Raw genomic sequence first — 22,242 nt, forward strand, 5'->3', positions numbered from 1 at the left:
CTAATGGCACAGTGCTGTCGCTGATCGTTCGCTGGAGGTCGCTGACAGAGCAGGTCACACAGGAGGGCAGGTCGATGATGCTATCTCCAAGACCTGACGAGGGGATGCTTTGATGGCGACTTTTACAAGAGTACGACGTTTCCTGAGTGTGGGCGCCGCCCTGGTATTGACCATGAGCACTGCGCAGGCCATGGCCAAGGAAGTGAGCATCGGTTACGTGGACGGCTGGTCTGACAGCGTGGCCACCACCAACGTGGCCGCCGAGGTGATCAAGCAGAAACTCGGCTACGACGTGAAGCTGCAGGCGGTGGCCACCGGGATCATGTGGCAGGGCGTGGCCACCGGCAAGCTCGACGCCATGCTCTCGGCCTGGCTGCCGGTTACCCACGGTGAGTACTGGGCCAAGAACAAGGACAACGTGGTCGACTACGGCCCCAACTTCAAGGATGCCAAGATTGGCCTGATCGTCCCCGAGTACGTCAAGGCCAACAGCATCGCCGACCTCAAGACGGATGCCAGCTTCAAGAACAAGATCGTCGGCATCGATGCCGGCTCCGGGGTCATGCTCAAGACCGAGCAGGCCATCAAGGACTACGACCTGACCGGCTACAAGCTGACTGCCAGCTCCGGCGCGGCGATGACCGCCGAGCTGGGCCGCTCCTACAAGAAGAACGAGTCCATTGCCGTGACCGGCTGGGTACCGCACTGGATGTTCGCCAAATGGAAGCTCAAGTTCCTCGAGGATCCGAAAGGCGTGTACGGCGCCGCCGAGACCGTCAACAGCATCGGCAGCAAGGAACTGGCGACCAAGGCCCCGGAAGTGGCCGAATTCCTCAAGAAGTTCCAGTGGCAGTCCAAGGATGAGATCGGCGAGGTGATGCTGGCGATCCAGGAAGGCGCCAAGCCCGAGGCCGCTGCCAAGGACTGGGTGGCCAAGCATCCGGAGCGGGTCAAGGAGTGGACCGGCAAGTAACCTCGCCGTAGAGGCCAGTGCGACCATTTCGCGGGTAAACCCGCTCCCACAGGATCACCACAAACTTGAACATTGTGGCTTACCTGTGGGAGCGGGTTTACCCGCGAATGCCCCTACTCGGGTTTTGGTTGTTGCGAAATCTGTAAAACACCGTTGCATCTAAGACTAAGGTCGTCTGGTTGGCGTCCAGCGGCAGCATAAAGTTGGAGTCGGGTTATCCCTACTCTGTGCTGCTAGGACAAAAACAATGAACGACAGCATTTACCAATCGATACAGAACAGTCCGCGCTTCAAGGAACTGGTCACCAAGCGCGAGCGCTTCGCCTGGATTCTCTCGGCGATCATGCTCGGCCTCTACTGCGCCTTCATCCTCCTCATCGCCTATGGCCCGCACGTGCTGGGGGCCAAGCTCAGCCCCGAGTCGTCAATCACCTGGGGCATTCCCCTGGGCGTCGGCCTGATCCTCTCGGCCTTCGTGCTCACCGCCCTCTACGTGCGTCGCGCCAACGGCGAGTTCGATGAACTGAACAAGGCCATTCTCGAGGAGGCCAAGCAATGATCCGTCACGCCAAAACCCTGGCCGTCCTGGCCTGCGGTGCCTTCGCACCCGCCGTGTGGGCCGCCGATGCCCTGACCGGCGAGGTGCAGAAGCAGCCGCTGAACGTTTCGGCGATCGCCATGTTCGTGGCCTTCGTCGCCTTCACCCTGGGCATTACCTACTGGGCCTCCAAACGCAACAAGTCGGCGGCCGACTACTACGCCGCTGGTGGCAAGATCACCGGCTTCCAGAACGGCCTGGCGATCGCCGGTGACTACATGTCGGCGGCCTCGTTCCTGGGCATTTCCGCGCTGGTGTTCACCTCGGGCTACGACGGCCTGATCTACTCCATCGGCTTCCTGGTCGGCTGGCCGATCATCCTGTTCCTGATCGCCGAGCGTCTGCGCAACCTGGGCAAGTACACCTTTGCCGACGTGGCCTCGTATCGCCTCGGGCAGAAGGAAATCCGCACTCTGTCGGCTTCGGGCTCGCTGGTGGTGGTGGCGTTCTACCTGATCGCGCAGATGGTCGGTGCCGGCAAGCTCATCGAGCTGCTGTTCGGCCTGGACTACCATGTGGCGGTGATCCTGGTGGGTATCCTGATGTGCCTGTACGTGCTGTTCGGCGGCATGCTGGCCACCACCTGGGTGCAGATCATCAAGGCGGTGCTGCTGTTGTCCGGTGCCAGCTTCATGGCATTGATGGTCATGAAGCACGTGGGCTTCGATTTCAACACCCTGTTCTCCGAGGCGATCAAGGTGCACGCCAAGGGCGAGGCGATCATGAGCCCGGGCGGCCTGGTCAAGGACCCGATCTCGGCGTTCTCCCTGGGGCTGGCGCTGATGTTCGGTACCGCGGGCCTGCCGCACATCCTGATGCGCTTCTTCACCGTCAGTGACGCCAAGGAAGCGCGCAAGAGCGTGCTGTACGCCACCGGTTTCATCGGTTACTTCTACATCCTGACCTTCATCATCGGCTTTGGCGCGATCCTGCTGGTCAGCACCAACCCCGACTTCAAGGACGCCGCCGGCGCCCTGATCGGCGGCAACAACATGGCGGCGGTGCATCTGGCCGATGCCGTGGGCGGCAGCGTGTTCCTCGGCTTCATCTCGGCGGTGGCTTTCGCCACCATCCTGGCGGTGGTCGCCGGGCTGACCCTGGCCGGTGCCTCGGCGGTGTCCCACGACCTGTATGCCAGCGTCTGGCGCAAGGGCAAGGCCAACGACAAGGACGAGATCCGTGTGTCGAAGATCACCACCATCGCCCTGGGCGTGCTGGCGATCGGCCTGGGCATCCTGTTCGAGAAGCAGAACATCGCCTTCATGGTCGGCCTGGCCTTCTCCATCGCCGCCAGCTGCAACTTCCCGGTGCTGCTGCTCTCGATGTACTGGAAGAAACTGACCACCCGCGGCGCCATGATCGGCGGCTGGATGGGCCTGGTCAGCGCGGTGGGCCTGATGATCCTCGGCCCGACCATCTGGGTGCAGATCCTCGGTCACGAGAAAGCCATCTACCCGTACGAGTACCCGGCGCTGTTCTCGATGATCATCGCCTTCGCCGGCATCTGGTTCTTCTCGGTCACCGACAAGTCCAAGGCTGCCGAGAACGAGCGCGCGCTGTTCTTCCCGCAGTTCGTGCGTTCGCAGACCGGCCTCGGCGCCAGCGGCGCGGTCTCTCACTAAGCGCTTGAAGGAAAGTACCAACGCCCCGGCTTGCCGGGGCGTTGGTGCTTCTGACAGTTCATTACTGCAAGTCCCTGGGAAATTTCTCACGTCCTCTGGGAACGGTCTTACTCAGCCCAACGGCCATGCTCACTAATAATTCTCCTTGCCAACTGCACTAACGCCGTAAGGCACGAAACCTTCAAGGAGATTTACTTGTGAAACGTCTTTTCATGGCCCTTCCCCTGGCATTGATGACCGCCGCCGTGGCCCATGCCGCTGATCCCATCGAAAAGCAGGTTCAGGTGACCGCCACGGTGCCGACCGATGCCTTCTACGTGGAACCGGTGGGCGGCAACTGGATGAATGATCCGCAGGAGCTGAGCTGGAACTCGTTCCGCGGCGAATTGCAGGCGGTCGCCCGCCAGCTGCAGGTCAAGTCCACCGTCGGCCCGATCTCGGCGTACCTGCTGTCGCCTGCCGCCATCACCAGCGGCACCAACAGTATCGGCCTCGATGTCAAGGTGGCCGATACGGTGCTGACCACCACCTCGGCCGAGGTGATCTCCCAGGCCCAGGCCGCGCCGGGTGCCGTTGTCGGCTTCGAGATCGCCGCTCAGGCCGCCCCTTCGTCCGGTTATGTGCCGGGTAACTACCAGGGCCTGGTCAGCATGATGTTCGAGACCGCCGCGCCAACGCCGTAAGGCTCGCTCCCTCCTAGTCATCCGTTGTCGCCTGTCCTTCACCCCGGGGTTAGCCCTGGGGTGAAGGAAACCTACCTGCGTAAGAAAATGATCAAGCATACTTTCATCGCTACGCTACGCGGCCTGCTCGGTGTGGGCGTCTTGTTCGTGCCTTTGCCGGCCTGGGCGGATACCGACCGGGGCATGCTGCCGGGACTGGGGCACGCTCAGGGGTTGCCACGGGAATTCGAAGCGCATTTCTTCGACGTGCCCTTGGCTGTGCGTGTCGACCTTGATGGCCGCTACCTGGGCGATGCGATGGTGGTGCTGTCGCGTGACCAGCGTGTGCAGCTGCTCGAATTCACCGAAACCCTCGAAAGCCAGGAGCCGGAGAGCGTACGTCGGCGCTGGCAGGAGCGTCTGGCCGATGGTCGGGCATTGGGTGACTGCCGCAGCCAGTGTCCCGATGGTTTGCTCGCTGTGCATTACAGCCTGGTCAACTCGCAGCTTTCGCTGCTGACCAGTCAGGCCGAGGCCAGCGAGGGCGAACATCGCTACCACCGCCTGCCCGAGCAGGGCAGCCATGGGCTGTTGCTGCGCAACCAGCTCAACCTGGTGGGTGACGGGCGCCAGACCAGCGGTCGCTATGCCCTGCAGGGACAGACCAGCCTGGGCAGCTGGACCGGCTTTGCCGATGCCCAGATGGATCGTGGCAGCGACAGCCAGCAGGGTACCCGTTATCGCCTTGACCAGCTCTATGGCGAGCGCTTGCACGAGGACCTCTTTTTTCGCCTGGGCTATTTCACGCCGGGCGCGCAAGGGCTGGTGCGCCAGCCGCGGCTGTTCGGCAGCAGCCCGGACACGACCCTGGGCTTGATGCTCGGCAGCAGTGACAGCCTGGCGATAGACAGCGCGGCGCCCAGCGCCACCCCGATCTATGTGACCCCCGATCGCCCCGGCGTGGTGGAGATCTATCGCAACGGTGTGCTGATCAACAGCCAGCCCGTGCAACCCGGCCTGCAGACCCTCGATACCCGGGTGCTGCCAGGCGGTATCTATGAAGTCGAAGTGCGCCTGGTGGAAGACGGCCAGGTCACTTCGCGCACCCAGGAATTCATCTACAAGCCCAGCAACTGGGGCTCTTACGATTCACGCTGGCGCTACAACCTTTATGTGGGCCGTCAGGACAGCCTGCTGAACAACTGGCAGGAAGAGCATGAGGACAGCCTCAGCGCCGGGGTCATGGCCAACTACCTGCTGCACCCACGCGCCGTGCTTGGCCTGTCGAGCCAGCGCATTGACGAGCGCATGCAGTACAGCACCTCGCTGGACTGGACCGTGCGCGAGCGCGCCAACCTTTACCTGAATCTGTTCCAGACCCAGGGCTACGGTACTGGCTATGACGTGCAGGGCGTGTACAGCTATGACCTCGGCTCGCTGGTCTTCAGCCACAACCGCTCCTGGATCGAGTCCGCTCGTGGATTCGATGATGGCCCGGTACGCCAGCAAAACAGCCAGACCTCCCTGTCGCTCAATCATCGCCTCGACCAGCGCAACACGGCGACGGTGCGGGTCACTCGCAGTAGCGGCGAGGCCAGTGGCATGGCCTACGACCTGGGATGGTCCTACTTCGGCAAGCTGGGCGGCTCCGACGCCACCTGGCGCCTGTCGCTGTTCGACCGCCCGGGCACCCGCGCCACCGACGATGCGCGCAGCCGCGGCGTCAACCTGAGCTTGAGCATGAGCCTGGGCGCGCCTGGCAAGCGCCTTTCGGCCAGCCTCGGCAGCCGAACCTCGCGCGACGGCGGACGTGACCGCAACGCCTCGGTTTCCTACCAGCAGGACGTCGACCTGGGCGCCGTGCGCACTCTCACCGGCACCGCCACCGTGGACCGCTATGGAGCGGGCTTCACCGGGCATGGCAACTTCGAGAATCGCTGGCTGCATGGCGATGGTTATGTCCAGCAGTCTTCCTACAACGGTGAGGTCAGTGGTGGCCTGAACCTGGAAAGCATGGTGGCCATAGGCGGGGGGAAAATGGCCATGAGCGGTCAGTACCTGCCGCACCAGGCGGGCCTGATCATCGATGTCGACACCGATCTCGACGGGCTGCGTCTGCGCGCCGACGACCATCATGGCGGCAGCGCGCTGCTGCGTCCCGGGCGCAACATCGTGCCGGTCAGCGCGTTCAAGTCCGGTCATGTGCAGTTCGACTTCGAGGATGGTGGCAGCGCCGCCGCGGTGATCCAGCCGTCGAGCGTCGACTATCACCTCAATCGCGGTGGCGTCGAGTACCGGCAGCTGCATGTGCTGCGCACGGTTACGGTGCTGGGGCGTCTGCTCGATGCCCAGGGGCAGCCGATGCGCGGGGCGATGGTGATCAATCACGCCAGCCGTGGGGTCAGCGAAGCCGATGGGCATTTCGCGGTGGAGATGAGCGAGTCGACGCCGACGCTGGAAATCCGCAGTGCCGGAGCGGTCGCCTGTCTGTTGACGCTCGACCCTGCGCGGCTGCCCAGAGAGGCTGATGTGCTGCTGGCCGGTGACATGCGTTGTCTGCCTCAGGGGCTGGCAGGGGCGGATGGTACGAGTCAGGGGAGGGAAAGCTGATGTCGCATCTGCCCGTGACACAACCACTACCAGTGTCGGCGCCGCGGCGCCTGTCAGTTGAACAGGAGAGGGATACACCCATGTTGGCTGTAGGTGCGCGAATCGCAAAGCGACCATGCTTGTTCGCAGGAGCATTGCTGGGGCTGGTGGCGCTATCGAGCGTTCAGGCGGCCGACGTCAAGTTCACCGCGCAGTATCGCGGCGAGGCCAATGGCCGTTTCGAGAACACCACGTCTCAGGCTGGATTCTGCGGGCGTTGGCCGAGTCATTGCGCTGGCGGGGTGCAGACGGTGGGGCTTGTGTTGCATTACATGAAGCGCTCCGAGGCCTATGCCAGCGACCCGCGTGACGAGCACTTCGTCAAACTGCCGGGGCGTCGCACGATTTACGTGAGTGGACCGACCTCGGGTGAAAGTTATCCGATGATCTTCGAGTTTACCGGTATAAGCCAGCGCGTGCATGAGCGAAGCTTCAGCAACCCTGTGTTCACGCGTTACCCCAGGGGAGGGTGTACGTACGCGATCACTTATTCGGTCCTGGATCAGTGGACCATGTACCTGTGGAATGTGACGAACCCACAGCAGCCTCAGCCGTGTTATTCCCGTGGCGAGGAAGCCATGCCTGGGGATGTGTTCAATACCTATGTGGAAAATACGGCCGTGTCCTATCGACTGAGCATGCCTTCGCCATTGGCCATGAAGCCGGGTATCTACACCGGCAGCGAAACCTACTCGGTGGGGGCCGGCATGGACTTCGACTTCGGCAATGGCGTGACCTCGCTCAACACCAGCAGCTTGACCCTGAACTTCGAGCTGGATGTCCAGCATGCCTTCGTCATCGACTTCCCACCGGGTTCCGAGCGTGCCGTGCTCGAGCCACCAGGAGGCTGGATGGGCTGGCTGTCCCGCGGGCAACCGCCGCAGCGCTTGTATCGCGATCTGTTGTTCCGCATCTGGTCCAGCGGGCCATTCACGGCCTACAAGCTGTGCCAGTACCCCGTAGGCAACCGTTGTGGCATTCGCAATGCCGCCAATCATGAAGTGCCGGTGAAGGTCGGCGTCAGCCTGCCGGGTGGAATTCGCGCACAAGGAAACAAAGAAGTGAACCAGTTGGAACTGCCTAGCGGGAAGGAGGCGGCATTGCAGTTCGAGGCGATGAACACGGTCTTCAACCACAGCGGACAGCTGCATTTCGAAGTGCAGCGTGAGCATGCCAAGGAAATGCTCGAGCACCCTGGCAGTACCTACCGGGGCGATGTGACGGTGGTGTTCGATGCAGATATGTGACAAGGGAATAAAAAAATGGTGTTTCGGAAAAATCCCACAAGCTATTCAGCTGCTTCCTCGGGTGGCGTTGGCGGACAATATCATTTTGACGGCAACCCTCACTTCTCGCAGGAGGCTTGAAATGAACGTCCGATGGCTAATCACCCTGACGCTGCTGTTGACACCCCTGCCGTTGCTGGCGGCTCCCGAAATCAACGTGGGTGCCCTGTACGACTACCTGGAGGGCGGCAAGAGCACCTTGCTCAAACGGGTGCGCAACGGCGGCGACACGACGGCCTTCGTCAAGATCAGCCTGGCCGAGCTTGTCTATGACGGTGACGGCGCGCCGCGGGAAGTCGACCAAGACAGCCTGGTGCTGGCCGAGCGTGGCGTGGTGGCCAGCCCGGCACGTCTGATCGTGCCGGCCAAGGGCATGCAGGCGGTGCGCTTGCTGTATCGCGGGGAGCGCGAGCACGAGCGCTACTTCCGGGTGCGTTTCGTGCCGGTGCTGCCGGAAACCCAGGATGGGTTCGGCGTCAGCGCTGCCGAAGCCGAGGAGTACCGCGAAGGGCTCACGGCAGGCGTCAACCTGCTGGCCGGCTACGGCTCGCTGCTGTTCATCCGTCCACTCAAGCCGCGCTACGGCACCGCGATCGACGAGCAGCCCGGCGAGCTCAAGGTCAGTAATGGCGGCAATACGACAGTCATTCTCGATCGCTTCCGTCACTGCAGCAAGGATGGCCGGCAGTGCGAAACCATGACCAAGCATCACCTGTTGCCCGGCCACGCCAGGCGTTTCCCCCGGCAGGAGGGCTGGTCCTACCAGTTCGACCTGCTTGAAGGCGACAGTCGGCGCGAGCTGACGATAGGTGGTTGATCATGGCCGCTCCCATGCACAAGGCGCTGGTCGTCGACGACCACCCCTTCATTCGTGCCAGTGTCAGCATGCAATTGCGCATGGATCGTGTCGAGGTGATCGGCCAGGCCGACAATGGCATCGAGGCTATCCGGCTGGTGCGTGAGCGCAGCCCTGATGTGGTGATTCTCGATCTGCTGATTCCCGGGCTCGATGGGCTGGAGGTGATCAGCCGGATCAAGTCCATGGAGCGTCCGGCCAAGATCGTCGTGCTCACCTCGCAACTGGCGGAGAGCTTTTCGCTGCGTTGCATGAAGGCGGGCGCGGCGGGCTTTGTCTCCAAGACCGACGATCTGCAAGCCCTGAGCAAGGCGGTACTGGCCGTGCTGTCCGGCTATACCTACTTCCCCGATGTGGCCCTCAGTTCGGTGAATCGACGGGAGCTGGAGGGCAGTGAGGCGCAATGCCTCGCCAGCCTCAGTGATCGCGAACTGGTCATACTGCAACAGTTGGCTCGGGGTTTGAGCAACAAGGCGATCGGCGAGGCCATGCTGCTGAGCAACAAGACCATCAGCACCTACAAGGTCCGGTTGATCGAGAAACTCAAGGTCAGTTCGGTGATCGACATGGCGGACATGGCGCGCCGCAATGGGCTGATATAGCACCTTGCGCGGCATTGTTCTGTTGTGGGCCGTGTTCTGTTGCCTGCTGTTGCCGCCTGCGGTGATGGCCGTGGAGCAGTGCCTGGTGGAATTCGACAGGGGAGGGCCTGAAGCCGTGGGAAAGCCCACCGCCGTGCCGCCTGGGTTCCTTCGATCAGGTAGCACGGCCCGCAGCACCGAGACCGATTCTTGGCTTGGCCCGCCGCTGCTGGCCACGCCCTGGGGTTCGAAGTACTGGTTGCTGGTGTCGGGTGGCGCGTTGGCCTTGGCGCTGTTGGGCGCGGCAGGTTGGCATCGTCAGCAATCCCGGGCCAGTGCCAGGGAGCAAGCGTTGGTCGAGCAGCTCGAAGCGTTGCGGGCGTTGGTCGATGGCTTGCCCCATCCGGTGTATTTGTGTGACCGCCAGGGCCGTTTGATCGACTGCAACCGCAGTTTTCTGCAAACCGAGGCCATCAGCCGGGGGCCGGTCTCGGGTCGTCCCTTGGGCTTGGTCGCGGCCGCGGCCTGGCGTCAGGCGCGGGAGCAGTTGCTGGTCACTGGGCAGGGCTGGGCGCAGGAGTACGATACTGTACTCGCCGATGGTCGTGCCTGCAGGTTGTCGCATTGGATGCGGCTGGCGCCTTGCAGTAGGTGGATCGCCGCGGGCTGGATCGATGTTACCGAGCCGTATCGGCGTGGCCTGCGCGGCGCGCAGGCTGGCGAGCGCCTGCTCGACAATCTTTGCCAAGAGGCGCGCGGTTCGCTGGATAGCGTGCTGGGCATGCTCGAGCGAGCCATGCCACGGCTGGCCCCAGGCACTTTCGAACAGCAGTCGGTCGATCAGGCGTTGCGCGCGGCGCGCGAGCTTTCGACTCAGCTGGCCTGCGTTCACGATGCCCTGCTGCTGCAAACCGGCGAGCGTTCACTGTCCTTGCAGCCGATCGCGCTGCATGAGCACTTCTGCACGGTGGTCGAGGCCTGTGAGCAACGCTGGCGCAGCAAGGGCCGGCAGCTTTCGCTGGATTACCAAGGGCCTTCACGAGCGATTGCGCAGCTCGATCCGATGCGTGTGCAGCAACTGCTGTCCTGCGTGCTGGCGCATGTCTTCAGATGCACCCATCAGGGACGTGTGCGGTTGACGTTGAATGTGGTCGCGACCGGGGCCGCGATGCGAGTGAGGCTGCGCATCGAGTCGCCTGCCGCGGGCATGGGCGAGGATGACTTGGCCTTGTCCATCGGCCGTGCCCTGTGTCGCTCGATGGGCGGGCAACTGCGTGCCGGTCGGCGGCGTATCAATATCCGCCTGTGCCTGTCGGTAGTGCAGTCCGCTGTGGCGCACTCTCCCGAACGGGTCACGACCCCTAGGCTACGCGTGCTGGTGGTGGATGACCATCCGGCCAATCGCCTTTTGCTGTGCCTGCAGCTTCGGCGCCTGGGGCATGTGGTTGATGCGGTGGAGGATGGCGGTCAAGCGATACGTGCTCGGATAGGCAGCGCGTTCGATGTGGTGATCAGCGATTGCGGCATGCCGGTGATGGACGGTCATGCACTGGCCAGGGCGATTCGTCTCTACGAGTCGCGCCGGCAGCTGCGCCCCTGCCTGCTGATCGGTGTGACCGGGCGCTCTGCGGCATTCGATCTGGAGCGCTGTCTGGCGGCAGGCATGGACCAATGCCTGCTCAAGCCCATGAGCCTGGCGCAGCTGCGTGAAACATTGCTGTGGCACGAGCACGGTCCGGATACGCGCCATGGCGGCGCTTTCGATCTGGCCGAGCTGGAGCGGCTTACCGCAGGCAATGTGCAGGCCCTGGCCGGTTTGCTGCAGGACTTGCTGCAAGCCAATCGCGATGACCTGCGGCGCTTGGGTGAATACGCCAGGCGTCATGACGCTGGCTCGTTGGCCAACCTCGCGCACCGGATCAAGGGTGGGGTACGGATCATCAAGGCTTGGGACTTGGTCGAAGCCTGCGAGCGCCTGGAACACTGCTGCGCACAGGCCTCCACGGACAGGCGAGAAGTGGGCGCACGCCTACGGATACTGATCCGCGAAGTGCTGTGGCTGGAGGTTCGCTTGCGGCGTTACCAAGCCCATCGCCTACTGGGAAATTCTGTCTGAACAGGACTTGCCGGCGCGACGTCAATCGCTGCGTTTCGAACCGCAGTTCAGTAGCGACCAGGTCGGCAGCTCGCTGCGGTGCGAGTTGCAGATCACCCGTCTGCAATCGAGCGTGCGCCTGGCCCAGGGCGGCTACTTCTCCAGCCCGCTGGCAGGCGCGGTGCTGCTGCGGCCTTGCGCCACTAGCAGAGCGCGCCAGCCTGATCTTAGATCCGCCCGAGCAGCAGTAGAATCAACAGAACCACCAGCACCACACCGACGATGCCGGATGGGCCGTAGCCCCAGCTGCGCGAATGTGGGAAGACCGGCAGGCCACCGATCAGCAGCAGGATAAGGATGATGATGAGGATCGTGGTCATGGCGGAGTCCTTGCGTGATTGAAGGGCGAGGGGCTCTGAATGCTGGCCGCCTACTTCTCCGACTGTGGTCTTCGTGCAAAGATTCAATCGGCTTGCCGTGCGCAGGCTCCGATAACCCCTTATTCAGCATCCTGATGCCGCACCGCTCAGGCCAGTGTTCTGGCTAGACTCCTGCCCATTCCCACTGGTCAAGGCGTAGCAACATGCATAACCGAATGATGATCACCGGAGCTGGCTCCGGACTGGGGCGCGAGATTGCCCTGCGCTGGGCCCAGGATGGCTGGCGCCTGGCGCTGTCCGACGTCAACGAGTCCGGGTTGCGCGAGACCCTGGAGCAGGTGCGCGAGGTCGGCGGCGACGGATTCACCCAACGTTGCGATGTCCGCGACTACAGTCAGCTGACGGCGTTGGCGCAGGCCTGCGAGGAAAGGTTCGGCGGTGTGGACGTGATCGTCAACAACGCCGGTGTCGCTTCGGGCGGCTTCTTCGCCGACTTGTCGCTGGAGGACTGGGACTGGCAGATCGCCGTCAACCTGATGGGCGTGGTCAAGGGCTGCAAGGCCTTTCTGCCGCTGCTCGAGCGCAGCCGTGGGCGAATCATCAACATCGCTTCCATGGCCGCGTTGATGCAGGGGCCGGGCATGAGCAACTACAACGTGGCCAAGGCCGGAGTGCTGGCATTGTCCGAGAGCCTGCTGGTGGAGCTACGCCAGGTCGAGGTGGCGGTGCACGTTGTGTGCCCGTCATTCTTCCAGACCAACCTGCTCGACTCGTTCCGCGGGCCGGATCCGGCGATGAAGGCACAGGTGGGCAAACTGCTGGAAGGCTCGCCGATCAATGCCGCCGATATCGCCGAGCATATTCACCAGCGGGTCGCCGCTGGCGAGTTCCTGATCCTGCCCCATGAAGCCGGGCGCCAGGCCTGGCAGCTCAAGTGTCAGGCGCCTCAGCGGCTGTACGACGAGATGGCGGACATGGCGGTGAAAATGCGGGCCAAGGCACGCAAAACCGCACATTGAGGGATTTTTCTGTAGGTTTTTTTACCCTTGCCAGTAGGTCGCGTCTATTTATTCTTAGAAGGATTGAGTAGGCCAAAGCTGGCGGGGCAGTCTCCGATTTTCCCTTGAGCTGGAGGATCGGAACATGCTGGTAATTGGACGAGAAGTGGGAGAGGCCATCGTCATTTCCGAAAACATCAGGATCCAGGTGATGTCCGTGGAGAACGGCCAGGTCCGCTTCGGTATTCGCGCGCCGCGGGACGTGGAGGTGCACCGGGTCGAGGTGTACAAGCGCATCAAGGCACTTGAGCTCGAGAAGCAGCAGGCCTGAGGGCCCGCTACTCGAACAGCTCCCGCGGTACTTCGTGCCTGGCCAGCAACTGGCACTGCTGGCTGTCCATATCGAACAGGATGAAGGCCTGACCTTTGGCCAAGGCCTGGCGTACCCGCAACACGCGGGTTTCCAGCGGCGTGTCGTCGCCGTTGTCGGTGCCGTCGCGGGTGACGAAGTCCTCGATCAGGCGGGTCAGGGTTTCGGCTTCGAGTTGGTCGTAGGGGATCAGCATGGTCTGGGCGGTGATTGTGGGAATGGGGGCATGCTACGTGAATTTGCAGGCGCAGTGCGCCCCATTCCCCGGGTCGATCACCCTTTGTTGCCCACCAGGCTGTCCACCGCCGGCACCCGGGTGTCGCTTTCCATCTGCGCGTCGTGTTCCAGTTGGTGGCTGAAGCGCTCCAGTGAGGCATTGGCCGGCTGCGAGTCGCTGGCGAATACCGGCGGGCTGAGCAGGTAGGCGCCGAGCAGCCGGCTTAGCGCCGCCAGGCTGTCGATATGGGTGCGCTCATAGCCATGGGTGGCATCGCAGCCGAAGGCCACCAGGGCAGTGCGGATATCGTGCCCGGCGGTCACCGCCGAGTGGGCGTCGCTGAAGTAGTAGCGGAACAGGTCGCGGCGTACCGGCAAATCAGCATCGCCGGCCAGCTTCAGCAGGTGGCGCGACAAGTGATAGTCGTAGGGACCGGACGAATCCTGCATGGCCACGCTCACCGCATGCTCGCTGGAGGCCTGCCCCGGTGCCACCGGGGCAATGTCGATGCCGACGAACTCGCTGACATCCCAGGGCAGGGCAGCCGCGGCGCCCGAGCCGGTCTCCTCGGTGATGGTGAACAGCGGGTGGCAGTCGATCAGCGGCTGACGGCCGCTTTCCACTACGGCCTTGAGCGCCGCCAGCAAGGCCGCAACGCCGGCCTTGTCGTCCAGGTGGCGGGCGCTGATATGGCCGCTTTCGGTGAACTCCGGCAGCGGGTCGAAGGCAACGCAGTCACCGATGGCGATCCCCAGCGCCTCACAGTCGGCGCGAGTGGCGCAGTAGGCGTCCAGGCGCACTTCCACATGTTCCCAGCTGATCGGCATCTGGTCGATGGCGGTGTTGAAGGCGTGTCCGCTGGCCATCAGCGGCAGCACGCTGCCGCGGTAGACGCCGGTATCGGTGAACACACTGACCCGGCTGCCCTCGGCGAAGCGGCTCGACCAGCAACCCACCGGCGCCAGGGCCAGGCGACCGTTGTCCTGCAACTGGCGCACGCTGGCGCCGATGGTGTCCAGGTGCGCCGAGACGGCGCGGTCGGGCGAGTTCTGGCGGCCTTTCAGCGTGGCGCGGATGGTGCCGCGACGGGTCAGCTCAAAGGGGATGCCCAGTTCGTCCAGGCGCTCGGCGACATAGCGCACGATGGTGTCGGTGAAGCCGGTGGGGCTGGGGATGGCGAGCATCTCCAGCAGCACACGTTTGAGGTAGTCGAGATCGGGTTCGGGGAGTCGTTCGGACATGTCCAGGTCTCCGGTCGGGGTGAAATTTCCAAACTGCGGGCAAGGTCTTGTGGGAGCGGCCTTGTGTCGCGAAAGGGGTGCGAAGCGCCCCCGGGATCTCAGCTTCGCTGCATCTATTGCCGGGCCCGCTTTGCGGGCCTTTCGCGACACAAGGCCGCTCCCACAAAGATCCGAGGGGTCGTCAGGCCAAGGGGCGGCTGTGGGGAAACAGCAAGTCGACAAAACGCTCTGCCGTGGGCTGCGGTTCATGATTGGCCAGCCCCGCGCGCTCGTTGGCCTCGATGATCACGTAGTCCGGGTGTTCGGCATCACGGACCATGAAGTCCAGGCCCACCACCGGGATCTCCAGGGCGCGGGCGGCGCGTACGGCGGCATCGGCCAGTACCGGGTGCAGGCGCGCGGTGACATCCTCCAGGGTGCCGCCGGTGTGCAGGTTGGCGGTGCGGCGCACGGCCAGGCGTTGCCCGGCGGGCAAGATGTCGTCGTAATCCAGCCCCGCGTCCTTGAGCGTGCGCTCGGTCTCTTCGTCCAGTGGAATGCGGCTCTCGCCACCGGTGGCCACCTGACGACGCCGACTCTGGGCTTCGATCAGCGCGCTCAGGCTGTGCTTGCCGTCGCCGATCACCTGGGCCGGATGGCGGATTGCTGCTGCCACCACCTCGTAGCCGATCACCACGATGCGCAGGTCGGCGCCGGCATGGAAACTCTCCAGCAGCACACGGCTGTCGAAGGCGCGGGCCTGCTCCACGGCATGAGCGAGTGCCTCGAGAGTAGTGATATTGACTGCCACCCCCTGGCCCTGCTCGCCATCCACCGGCTTGACCACCACCGTTGCGTGTTCGTCGAGGAACGCCTGGTTGTCATCGACGCTGCCCGCCAGTTGCTGCGCCGGTACCTGCAGGCCTGCGTTATGCAAGGCCTGACGAGTCAGGCGCTTGTCCTGGCATAGGGTCATGGTCACGGCGCTGGTCAGGTCGCTCAACGATTCGCGACAGCGGATGCGCCGTCCGCCCAGGCTCAGGGTGAACAGCCCGGCATCGGCGTCATCCACCTGCACCTCGATGCCTCGGCGCAATGCCTCGTCGACGATGATCCGCGCATAGGGGTTGAGCCCTGCCTCGGGGCCAGGGCCGAGAAACAACGGCTGGTTGATGCCGTTCTTGCGCTTGATGGCGAAGGTCGGCAGGGTGCGGAACCCAAGCTTCTTGTACAGCCGCTTGGCCTGGCGGTTGTCGTGCAGCACCGACAGGTCGAGGCAGGCCAGGCCACGGCTCATGAAGTGTTCGATCAGGTGGCGCACCAGCACTTCGCCGACGCCCGGGCGGGTACAGTGCGTGTCCACCGCCAGGCACCACAGGCTGCAGCCGTGCTCGGGGTCGTCGAAGGCCTTGCTGTGGTCCAGGCCCATTACGCTGCCGATCACCGCGTGGCTGTCTTCGTCCTCGGCCAGCCAGTATACCGGCCCGCCGAGGTGGCGTGGGGTGAGCAGCTCGGGATCGATCGGCAGCATGCCGCGAGCCTGGTACAGGGCATTGATCGCCTGCCAGTCCGCCGGACCTTGCGCCCGCCGAATGCGAAAGCCGCGAAACACGCGCTGAGCTGGCCGGTAGTCGGTGAACCACAGGCGCAGGGTATCCGACGGGTCAAGGAACAGCTGTTGCGGCGCCTGGGCCAGCACCTGCTGTGGTGCGGCGACGTACAGGGCGATGTCGCGCTCGCCGGCCTGTTCTTGCAGCAGCGCTTGGGCCAGGCTGAGCGGGTCGGGGTAGGTATGCCCGATCAGCAGCCGCCCCCAGCCGCAATGCACGGCTCGCGGCTGGTCGTGGGGCTCGCTGCCGTCGCCGGCCAGGCGTGCCTGCAGACGCTCATAGGACGGCGCCTGGCCGCGCAACAGGCGCTGGCCGTAGGCGATCTCGTGGGCTTTCATCGGTCAGATTCCTTGTTCGCTGAGCCACAGGTTCAAGGCCGCCAGTTGCCACAGCTTGGAGCCGCGCAGCGGGGTGAGTTGGCCGTGGGGGTTGCTCAGCAGGCGGTCGAGCATGGCCGGGTCGAACAGCCCGCGGTCCTGGCTGGGGTCGGTCAACAGCTCGCGCACCCAGTCCAGGGTGGCGCCTTGCAGGTGCTTGAGGCCGGGCACCGGGAAGTAGCCCTTCTTGCGGTCGATCACCTCGTGGGGGATCACTCGGCGTGCCGCTTGCTTGAGCACCTGCTTGCCGCCGTCGGGCAGCTTGAAGCGTGCCGGGATGCGCGCCGACAGCTCCACCAGGCGGTAGTCGAGGAACGGTGTGCGCGCTTCCAGGCCCCAGGCCATGGTCATGTTGTCTACCCGCTTGACCGGGTCGTCCACCAGCATCACCGTGCTGTCCAGGCGCAGGGCCTTGTCCACCGCGTCCGGCGCGCCGGGGCGGGCGAAGTGCTCGCGGACGAAGTCGCCGGCCGCGTCGTTGTCCAGGCGCCATGGCGCCTGCACGGTATCGCGGTATTCGGCGTGGCTGCGGTCGAAGAACGCCTCGCGATAGGCGCCGAACGCATCCTCGGCACCGTCCACCTGCGGGTACCAGTGGTAGCCGGCGAACAGCTCGTCGGCGCCCTGGCCGCTCTGCACGCCCTTGCAGTGCCTGGCCACTTCGCGTGATAGCAGGTAGAAGGCAATGCAGTCATGGCTGACCATCGGTTCGCTCATGGCGCGGAAGGCTGCCGGCAGTTGCTCGATGATCTCGTGCTCGGCAATGCGCAGCTTGTGGTGGCGGGTGCCGTAGTGCCTGGCGATCAGGTCGGAATACTGGAACTCGTCGCCGCGCTCGCCGCCGGCGTCCTCGAAGCCGATGGAGAAGGTCGACAGGTCGTCCACGCCGGCCTCGCGCAGCAGGCCAACCAACAGGCTGGAGTCGACGCCGCCGGACAGCAGCACGCCGACGTCCACCGCGGCGCGCTGGCGGATTGCCACGGCGTCGCGGGTGGCGTCGAGCACGCGGCTGGTCCAGCCCTCCAGGTCGAGCTCGCGCTCGTCCGGGTTCGGGCCGTAGTGCAGATGCCACCAGGTCTGGCGTTCGACTTCGCCATGGTGGTCGATGCGCATCCAGGTGCCGGGCTCGAGCTTCTGCACATTGGCCAGCAGGGTGCGTGGCGCCGGTACCACGGCGTGGAAGTTCAGGTAGTGGTTCAGTGCCACCGGGTCGATCAGCGGGTCGATATCGCCGCCCTTGAGCAGCGCCGGCAAGGTCGATGCGAAGCGCAGGCGCTCACCGTTGCGCGACAGGTACAGGGGCTTGACCCCCAGGCGGTCGCGGGCCAGGAACAGGCGCTGGTTGTCGCGCTCCCAGATGGCCAGGGCGAACATGCCGTTGAGCTTGGGTAGCAGCGCCGCGCCCCAGGCGTGGTAGCCCTTGAGCAGCACTTCGGTATCGCCGTCGGACCAGAAGCTGTAGCCCAGGGCCTGCAGTTCCTCGCGCAGTTCGGGGAAGTTGTAGATGGCGCCGTTGAAGGCCAGGGCCAGGCCCAGGGTGCTGTCGACCATGGGCTGGGCCGAGCCGTCGGACAGGTCCATGATCTTCAGGCGTCGGTGGCCGAGGGCGATCGGGCCCTGGCTATGGAAGCCCCAGGCGTCGGGGCCGCGGGGCGCCAGGTGGTGGGTGATGCGCTCCACCGCGGCGAGGTCCGCCGGGCGTGGGGCTTGGTCGATGGGGGTGAAACGTAACTCTCCTGCTAATCCGCACATAAGTCCTTACCGGTTTTGCCGTTGGGGAGGGTGCCCAAAATGCGGGCACTTAGGTAGGGACCAGGGTGGGTTGTGAGAGTTTTAGATCAATCTGTTATATGCGGTTACCGGGGGGACTGGGACCGCTGTGCGGTCCTTTCGCGGCACAGCGCCCCCAGTAATCCCGCTACTTACCGCGAATCAACCGGCGCAACGCGAACCTGTTCGGGTGGCAGGCCTCGGCCACGGCTCGGGGCACCGGCAATGGTTCACCACTGACCCACGCCGCAATCAGCTCCCCTGACAGCGGTGCAGTGATCAACCCACGCGAGCCATGCCCGCTGTTCACATACAGGCCCTCAAGCCACGGGCAGGCGATATCCGGCACCTGCCGCGCGTCCCTGGCCAGCGCGGCATAGGCATCATTGAACGCCTCGGTGTCCGCCAGCGGCCCGACGTTGGGCAGGTAGTCCGGGCTGGTGCAGCGGAACGCGGCCCGGCCCTGCAGTTGCGTAGGGTCCAGCTCGGCGGTGCGCAGGCGGGCGGCCAGGTCCGTGGAAATATCATCCAGCAGCGCCAGGTTGCCCTGGTGCTCGGCCACGGTCGGCGCCAGGTCCTCGCTGCGGAAGTCGAAGCTGGCGCCCAGGGTGTGTTCGTCCCCGCGCGGTGGCGCCACATAGCCGTCGGCACAGACCACGGTGCGCAGCACGCGGCTGCTGGCGGTCGCCGGCAGGCGGGTGATCTGCCCGCGAATGCGCTTGAGCGGCAGCCCGGCGCAGGCCGGGAAGTGGCGGACATCGGCCGCCCCGGCCAACACCACCAGCGGCGCGCTGGCCAGTAGCCGCTCGCCGTCCCAGGCCTGCCACAGGCCGTCGGCCTTGCGCAGCTCGATGACGTTGGCATGGCCGAGCAGGCGGATGCGCGGATGCTCCAGCTGCGCCTGGCACAGCGCTGGTGGGTGCACCCAGCCCCCCTCGGGGTAGAACAGGCCGCCGCTGGCCAGCGCCACGCCCGCCGCGACTTCGGCTTGTTCGCGGTCGAGCTGGCGCAGCAGGCTGTTGTCGAAGGCGGTTGCCAGCTTGGCCTGGCGTTCGCCTTCCTTGTCGTCGAAGGCCAGTTGCAGCACGCCGCAGGCGTCCCAGTCCTGGCCGCGTTGCAGGTGTTCGAGCCAGCGACGGGTGTAGCCGAAGCCGGAAAGAATCATCTGCGACAGGGCGGTACCATGAGCGGACAGCTTGAGGTACAGCACACCCTGCGGGTTGCCCGAGGCCTCCTGGGCCGGCCCGTCGTGGCGCTCCAGCACGCTGACCTGCCAACCCCGGGTCGCCAGGCTGCGCGCCGTGGCGCTGCCTGCCAGGCCGGCACCGATCACCAGCGCCTCGCGTGGCCCCGGCAAAGGCGCCGGGCGGGCGTACCAGGGCGCCGCGGGGGCGGCTGGCGCGCCGCTGTAGACGCCATGCATCACCTCCCACTTCTTGCCGATACCGGGCACCTTCTTCATGGTGAACCCGGCCTCGATCAGCGAGCGGCGCACCCAGCCGGTGGTGGTGAAGGTGCCGAGGGTGGTGCCGGGGTACGACAGGCGCGCCAGCTGGGCGAACAGTTCCGGCGTCCACATGTCGGGGTTCTTCGCCGGGGCGAAGCCGTCGAGGAACCAGGCGTCGATGCGCGCGTCCAGTTGCGGCAGTTGCGCCAGCGCATCGCCGATCATCAGCGTGAGGGTGACACGGCCGCCATCGAGGCTCAGTTGCTGGAAACCCGGATGGATCGCCACGTACTGATCGAGCAAGGGCCGGGTGAAGGCTGCCAGCGTCGGCCATAGTTGCATGGCGCGCTCCAGGTCGTCGCGGCTCAGGGGGTACTTTTCCACGCTGACGAAGTGCAGGCGCGCTTCGGCGTGGGCCAGCTCGTCGAACAGCTGCCAGGCGCAGAAGAAGTTCATGCCGGTGCCAAAGCCCGTTTCCCCGATCACCAGGCAGTCCTGCGGCGCCAGTTCGGCGAAGCGCTGGCGCAGGTGGTTCTGCTCGATGAACACATGCAGTGTCTCGTCGATGCCTTCGTTGACGGCGAAATAGACATCGTCGTATTGCCGGGAGTGGGGGCGGCCCTGGTCGTCCCAGTCGATCTGGGCGTGCAGGGGGAGGGTGGTGTCGGACATGGTCGGCTCGGTTGCAGCGGATGGCGGATTTTAAGCGATCCGCGCGGCAAGTGTCGGCCTTATCGCGGGGCGCGACAGTATCGATACGGATGGCGCAAATCCGCTAATCTTGCTTATCCATTGAAGGAGCCCTCCATGTTCGAATCCGCCGAAATCGGTCACAGCATCGACAAGGACACCTACGAAGCAGAAGTCCCCGCCCTGCGCGAAGCGCTGCTCGAAGCCCAGTACGAACTCAAGCAGCAGGCGCGTTTCCCGGTGATCGTGCTGATCAACGGCATCGAGGGCGCCGGCAAGGGCGAGACGGTCAAGCTGCTCAACGAGTGGATGGACCCGCGGCTGATCGAAGTGCGCACCTTCGACCAGCAGACCGACGAGGAACTGGCCCGACCACCGGCCTGGCGTTACTGGCGGGCGCTGCCACCGAAGGGGCGCATGGGCGTGTTCTTCGGCAACTGGTACAGCCAGATGCTCGAAGGCCGTGTGCACGGCCAGTTCAAGGACGCCGTGCTCGACCAGGCCATCGCCGGCGCCGAACGCCTGGAGCAGATGCTCTGTGACGAAGGCGCGCTGATCATCAAGTTCTGGTTCCACCTGTCCAAGAAGCAGATGAAGGCGCGGCTCAAGGCGCTCAAGCAAGATCCGCTGCACAACTGGCGCATCAGCCCGCTGGACTGGCAGCAGTCGGAAACCTACGATCGTTTCGTGCGTTTCGGCGAGCGTGTGCTGCGCCGCACCAGCCGCGACTACGCGCCCTGGCATGTGATCGAGGGCGTCGACCCGCACTACCGCAGTCTGGCGGTCGGGCGGATCCTGCTGGAGGGCCTGCAGGCCGCCCTGGCCAACAATCCCAAGGGCAAGCATCAGGGCAACGTCACGCCGCTGGGGCGCAGCATCGACCAGAAGAGCCTGCTCGGTGCCCTGGACATGACCCTGCGCCTGGACAAGCACGACTATCAGGAGCAACTGGTTACCGAACAGGCGCGCCTGGCCGGCCTGCTGCGCGACAAGCGCATGCGCCGCCACGCCCTGGTGGCGGTGTTCGAAGGCAACGACGCGGCCGGCAAGGGCGGGGCGATCCGCCGCGTGGCGGCGGCGCTGGATCCGCGCCAGTACCGGATCGTGCCGATTGCCGCACCCACCGAGGAAGAGCGTGCCCAGCCTTACCTGTGGCGGTTCTGGCGACACATTCCGGCGCGGGGCAAGTTCACCATCTTCGATCGCTCCTGGTACGGCCGGGTGCTGGTGGAGCGGGTCGAGGGCTTCTGCAGCCCGGCGGACTGGATGCGTGCCTATGGCGAGATCAACGACTTCGAGGAGCAACTGAGCAACGCCGGGGTGGTGGTGGTCAAGTTCTGGCTGGCTATCGATCAGCAGACCCAGCTGGAGCGTTTTGAGGAGCGCGAACAGATCCCGTTCAAGCGCTACAAGATCACCGAGGAGGACTGGCGCAACCGCGACAAGTGGGATGTCTATTCCGAGGCGGTGGGCGACATGGTCGACCGCACCAGCACCGAGATCGCGCCGTGGACCCTGGTGGAGGCCAACGACAAGCGCTGGGCGCGGGTGAAGGTGTTGCGCACCATCAACCAGGCGTTGGAGGCGGCGTTCGCCAAGAGGTAGGAGCGGCCTTGTGCCGCGAAAGGGCCGCAAGGCGGCCCCAGGATCGGCGTTTACCCATGGATTGCCGGGGCCGCTACGCGCCCCATTCGCGGCACAAGGCCGCTCCTACAGTGACGGTGTCAGCCCGGCAGGGGTAATCAGACATGCATCCAGGGAATGACCTGATGAAATCTTTTCCCGCCACACGTCCCCCGCCAAGCCCGTAGACTGCACCTTCCCCCACCAAGGCCCGACTC

The 22,242-nt window shown here is 64.6% G+C and carries 18 protein-coding genes; 12 read left to right on the top strand and 6 right to left on the bottom strand.

The window, feature by feature from the left end:
- Positions 1-112: 112 nt before the first annotated feature.
- The 9 genes from DMX06_RS09535 to DMX06_RS09575 all read left to right on the top strand — a co-directional run bounded on the left by DMX06_RS09535 (position 113) and on the right by DMX06_RS09575 (position 11,343).
- The gene (locus DMX06_RS09535) at positions 113-973 is read left to right on the top strand and encodes a glycine betaine ABC transporter substrate-binding protein (protein ID WP_110736473.1); all 861 of its coding nucleotides are present in this window, start codon (positions 113-115) and stop codon (positions 971-973) included.
- Positions 974-1,220: 247 nt separating this feature from the next.
- Positions 1,221-1,532, top strand: coding sequence for a DUF485 domain-containing protein (locus tag DMX06_RS09540; protein WP_110736475.1), 312 nt, complete (start codon positions 1,221-1,223; stop codon positions 1,530-1,532).
- Positions 1,529-3,193, top strand: coding sequence for a cation acetate symporter (locus tag DMX06_RS09545; protein WP_050704587.1), 1,665 nt, complete (start codon positions 1,529-1,531; stop codon positions 3,191-3,193). Before DMX06_RS09540 ends, DMX06_RS09545 begins: the two co-directional genes overlap by 4 nt.
- Before the next feature lie 197 nt (positions 3,194-3,390).
- Positions 3,391-3,876 (top strand): CS1 type fimbrial major subunit, encoded by a 486-nt coding sequence (locus DMX06_RS09550; protein WP_110736476.1) that lies wholly within the window; start codon positions 3,391-3,393, stop codon positions 3,874-3,876.
- 183 nt (positions 3,877-4,059) lie between these two features.
- Positions 4,060-6,465 (top strand): TcfC E-set like domain-containing protein, encoded by a 2,406-nt coding sequence (locus DMX06_RS09555; protein WP_258378824.1) that lies wholly within the window; start codon positions 4,060-4,062, stop codon positions 6,463-6,465.
- Between the two features lie 80 nt (positions 6,466-6,545).
- Entirely contained in the window at positions 6,546-7,751 is a 1,206-nt protein-coding gene (locus DMX06_RS26290) for a hypothetical protein (RefSeq protein WP_181427804.1), read from the top strand.
- A 121-nt stretch (positions 7,752-7,872) separates the two neighbouring features.
- Complete coding sequence (locus tag DMX06_RS09565; protein WP_110736479.1) at positions 7,873-8,607, top strand: molecular chaperone; 735 nt, start codon at positions 7,873-7,875, stop codon at positions 8,605-8,607.
- A 14-nt stretch (positions 8,608-8,621) separates the two neighbouring features.
- Entirely contained in the window at positions 8,622-9,248 is a 627-nt protein-coding gene (locus tag DMX06_RS09570) for a response regulator transcription factor (protein WP_110736695.1), read from the top strand.
- A 4-nt stretch (positions 9,249-9,252) separates the two neighbouring features.
- Positions 9,253-11,343 carry a response regulator gene (locus tag DMX06_RS09575; protein WP_146232194.1) on the top strand — a complete coding sequence of 697 codons (2,091 nt, stop codon included), beginning with the start codon at positions 9,253-9,255 and terminating at the stop codon, positions 11,341-11,343.
- 206 nt (positions 11,344-11,549) lie between these two features.
- Here DMX06_RS09575 and DMX06_RS09580 read toward each other — a convergent pair whose 3' ends face one another.
- Entirely contained in the window at positions 11,550-11,702 is a 153-nt protein-coding gene (locus DMX06_RS09580; protein WP_110736482.1) for a DUF3309 family protein, read from the bottom strand.
- A 203-nt stretch (positions 11,703-11,905) separates the two neighbouring features.
- Between DMX06_RS09580 and DMX06_RS09585 the strand changes: the two genes are divergently transcribed.
- Together DMX06_RS09585 and csrA are read left to right on the top strand one after the other, a co-directional pair.
- On the top strand, positions 11,906-12,721 hold the full coding sequence (locus DMX06_RS09585) for an SDR family oxidoreductase (RefSeq protein ID WP_110736484.1): 816 nt from the start codon (positions 11,906-11,908) through the stop codon (positions 12,719-12,721).
- 124 nt (positions 12,722-12,845) lie between these two features.
- On the top strand, positions 12,846-13,031 hold the full coding sequence (gene csrA / locus DMX06_RS09590; RefSeq protein WP_110736485.1) for a carbon storage regulator CsrA: 186 nt from the start codon (positions 12,846-12,848) through the stop codon (positions 13,029-13,031).
- Positions 13,032-13,038: 7 nt separating this feature from the next.
- Here the strand turns inward: csrA and DMX06_RS09595 are convergent, their stop codons facing one another.
- The 5 genes from DMX06_RS09595 to mnmC form a co-directional block, all read right to left on the bottom strand.
- Positions 13,039-13,266, bottom strand: coding sequence for a YheU family protein (locus tag DMX06_RS09595; protein WP_110736487.1), 228 nt, complete (start codon positions 13,264-13,266; stop codon positions 13,039-13,041).
- A gap of 77 nt (positions 13,267-13,343) precedes the next feature.
- Positions 13,344-14,528, bottom strand: coding sequence for an osmoprotectant NAGGN system M42 family peptidase (locus DMX06_RS09600; protein WP_110736489.1), 1,185 nt, complete (start codon positions 14,526-14,528; stop codon positions 13,344-13,346).
- A 181-nt stretch (positions 14,529-14,709) separates the two neighbouring features.
- Positions 14,710-16,455, bottom strand: coding sequence for an N-acetylglutaminylglutamine synthetase (ngg, locus tag DMX06_RS09605; protein WP_110736491.1), 1,746 nt, complete (start codon positions 16,453-16,455; stop codon positions 14,710-14,712).
- A gap of 3 nt (positions 16,456-16,458) precedes the next feature.
- The gene (locus DMX06_RS09610; RefSeq protein WP_110736492.1) at positions 16,459-18,246 is read right to left on the bottom strand and encodes an N-acetylglutaminylglutamine amidotransferase; all 1,788 of its coding nucleotides are present in this window, start codon (positions 18,244-18,246) and stop codon (positions 16,459-16,461) included.
- A gap of 166 nt (positions 18,247-18,412) precedes the next feature.
- Positions 18,413-20,383, bottom strand: a complete 1,971-nt coding sequence (gene mnmC / locus DMX06_RS09615) for a bifunctional tRNA (5-methylaminomethyl-2-thiouridine)(34)-methyltransferase MnmD/FAD-dependent 5-carboxymethylaminomethyl-2-thiouridine(34) oxidoreductase MnmC (RefSeq protein ID WP_110736494.1) — start codon at positions 20,381-20,383, stop codon at positions 18,413-18,415.
- Between the two features lie 135 nt (positions 20,384-20,518).
- Between mnmC and pap the strand changes: the two genes are divergently transcribed.
- Complete coding sequence (gene pap / locus DMX06_RS09620) at positions 20,519-22,006, top strand: polyphosphate:AMP phosphotransferase (protein WP_110736496.1); 1,488 nt, start codon at positions 20,519-20,521, stop codon at positions 22,004-22,006.
- The last annotated feature ends 236 nt before the right edge of the window (positions 22,007-22,242 follow it).

The sequence above is a fragment of the Pseudomonas mosselii genome, from assembly GCF_003205295.1.
Lineage (GTDB): Bacteria > Pseudomonadota > Gammaproteobacteria > Pseudomonadales > Pseudomonadaceae > Aquipseudomonas > Aquipseudomonas mosselii_B.

What these genes read in the sequence shown, in the direction of transcription:
- ngg (WP_110736491.1), bottom strand. Translation starts at nt 16,455, where the DNA reads ATGAAAGCCCACGAGATCGCCTACGGCCAGCGCCTGTTGCGCGGCCAG.
- DMX06_RS09595 (WP_110736487.1), bottom strand. Translation starts at nt 13,266, where the DNA reads ATGCTGATCCCCTACGACCAACTCGAAGCCGAAACCCTGACCCGCCTG.
- mnmC (WP_110736494.1), bottom strand. Translation starts at nt 20,383, where the DNA reads ATGTCCGACACCACCCTCCCCCTGCACGCCCAGATCGACTGGGACGAC.
- DMX06_RS09600 (WP_110736489.1), bottom strand. Translation starts at nt 14,528, where the DNA reads ATGTCCGAACGACTCCCCGAACCCGATCTCGACTACCTCAAACGTGTG.
- DMX06_RS09535 (WP_110736473.1), top strand. Translation starts at nt 113, where the DNA reads ATGGCGACTTTTACAAGAGTACGACGTTTCCTGAGTGTGGGCGCCGCC.
- DMX06_RS09580 (WP_110736482.1), bottom strand. Translation starts at nt 11,702, where the DNA reads ATGACCACGATCCTCATCATCATCCTTATCCTGCTGCTGATCGGTGGC.
- DMX06_RS09610 (WP_110736492.1), bottom strand. Translation starts at nt 18,246, where the DNA reads ATGTGCGGATTAGCAGGAGAGTTACGTTTCACCCCCATCGACCAAGCC.
- DMX06_RS09540 (WP_110736475.1), top strand. Translation starts at nt 1,221, where the DNA reads ATGAACGACAGCATTTACCAATCGATACAGAACAGTCCGCGCTTCAAG.
- DMX06_RS09570 (WP_110736695.1), top strand. Translation starts at nt 8,622, where the DNA reads ATGCACAAGGCGCTGGTCGTCGACGACCACCCCTTCATTCGTGCCAGT.
- DMX06_RS09555 (WP_258378824.1), top strand. Translation starts at nt 4,060, where the DNA reads ATGCTGCCGGGACTGGGGCACGCTCAGGGGTTGCCACGGGAATTCGAA.
- DMX06_RS09585 (WP_110736484.1), top strand. Translation starts at nt 11,906, where the DNA reads ATGCATAACCGAATGATGATCACCGGAGCTGGCTCCGGACTGGGGCGC.
- DMX06_RS09545 (WP_050704587.1), top strand. Translation starts at nt 1,529, where the DNA reads ATGATCCGTCACGCCAAAACCCTGGCCGTCCTGGCCTGCGGTGCCTTC.
- DMX06_RS09565 (WP_110736479.1), top strand. Translation starts at nt 7,873, where the DNA reads ATGAACGTCCGATGGCTAATCACCCTGACGCTGCTGTTGACACCCCTG.
- DMX06_RS26290 (WP_181427804.1), top strand. Translation starts at nt 6,546, where the DNA reads ATGTTGGCTGTAGGTGCGCGAATCGCAAAGCGACCATGCTTGTTCGCA.
- pap (WP_110736496.1), top strand. Translation starts at nt 20,519, where the DNA reads ATGTTCGAATCCGCCGAAATCGGTCACAGCATCGACAAGGACACCTAC.
- csrA (WP_110736485.1), top strand. Translation starts at nt 12,846, where the DNA reads ATGCTGGTAATTGGACGAGAAGTGGGAGAGGCCATCGTCATTTCCGAA.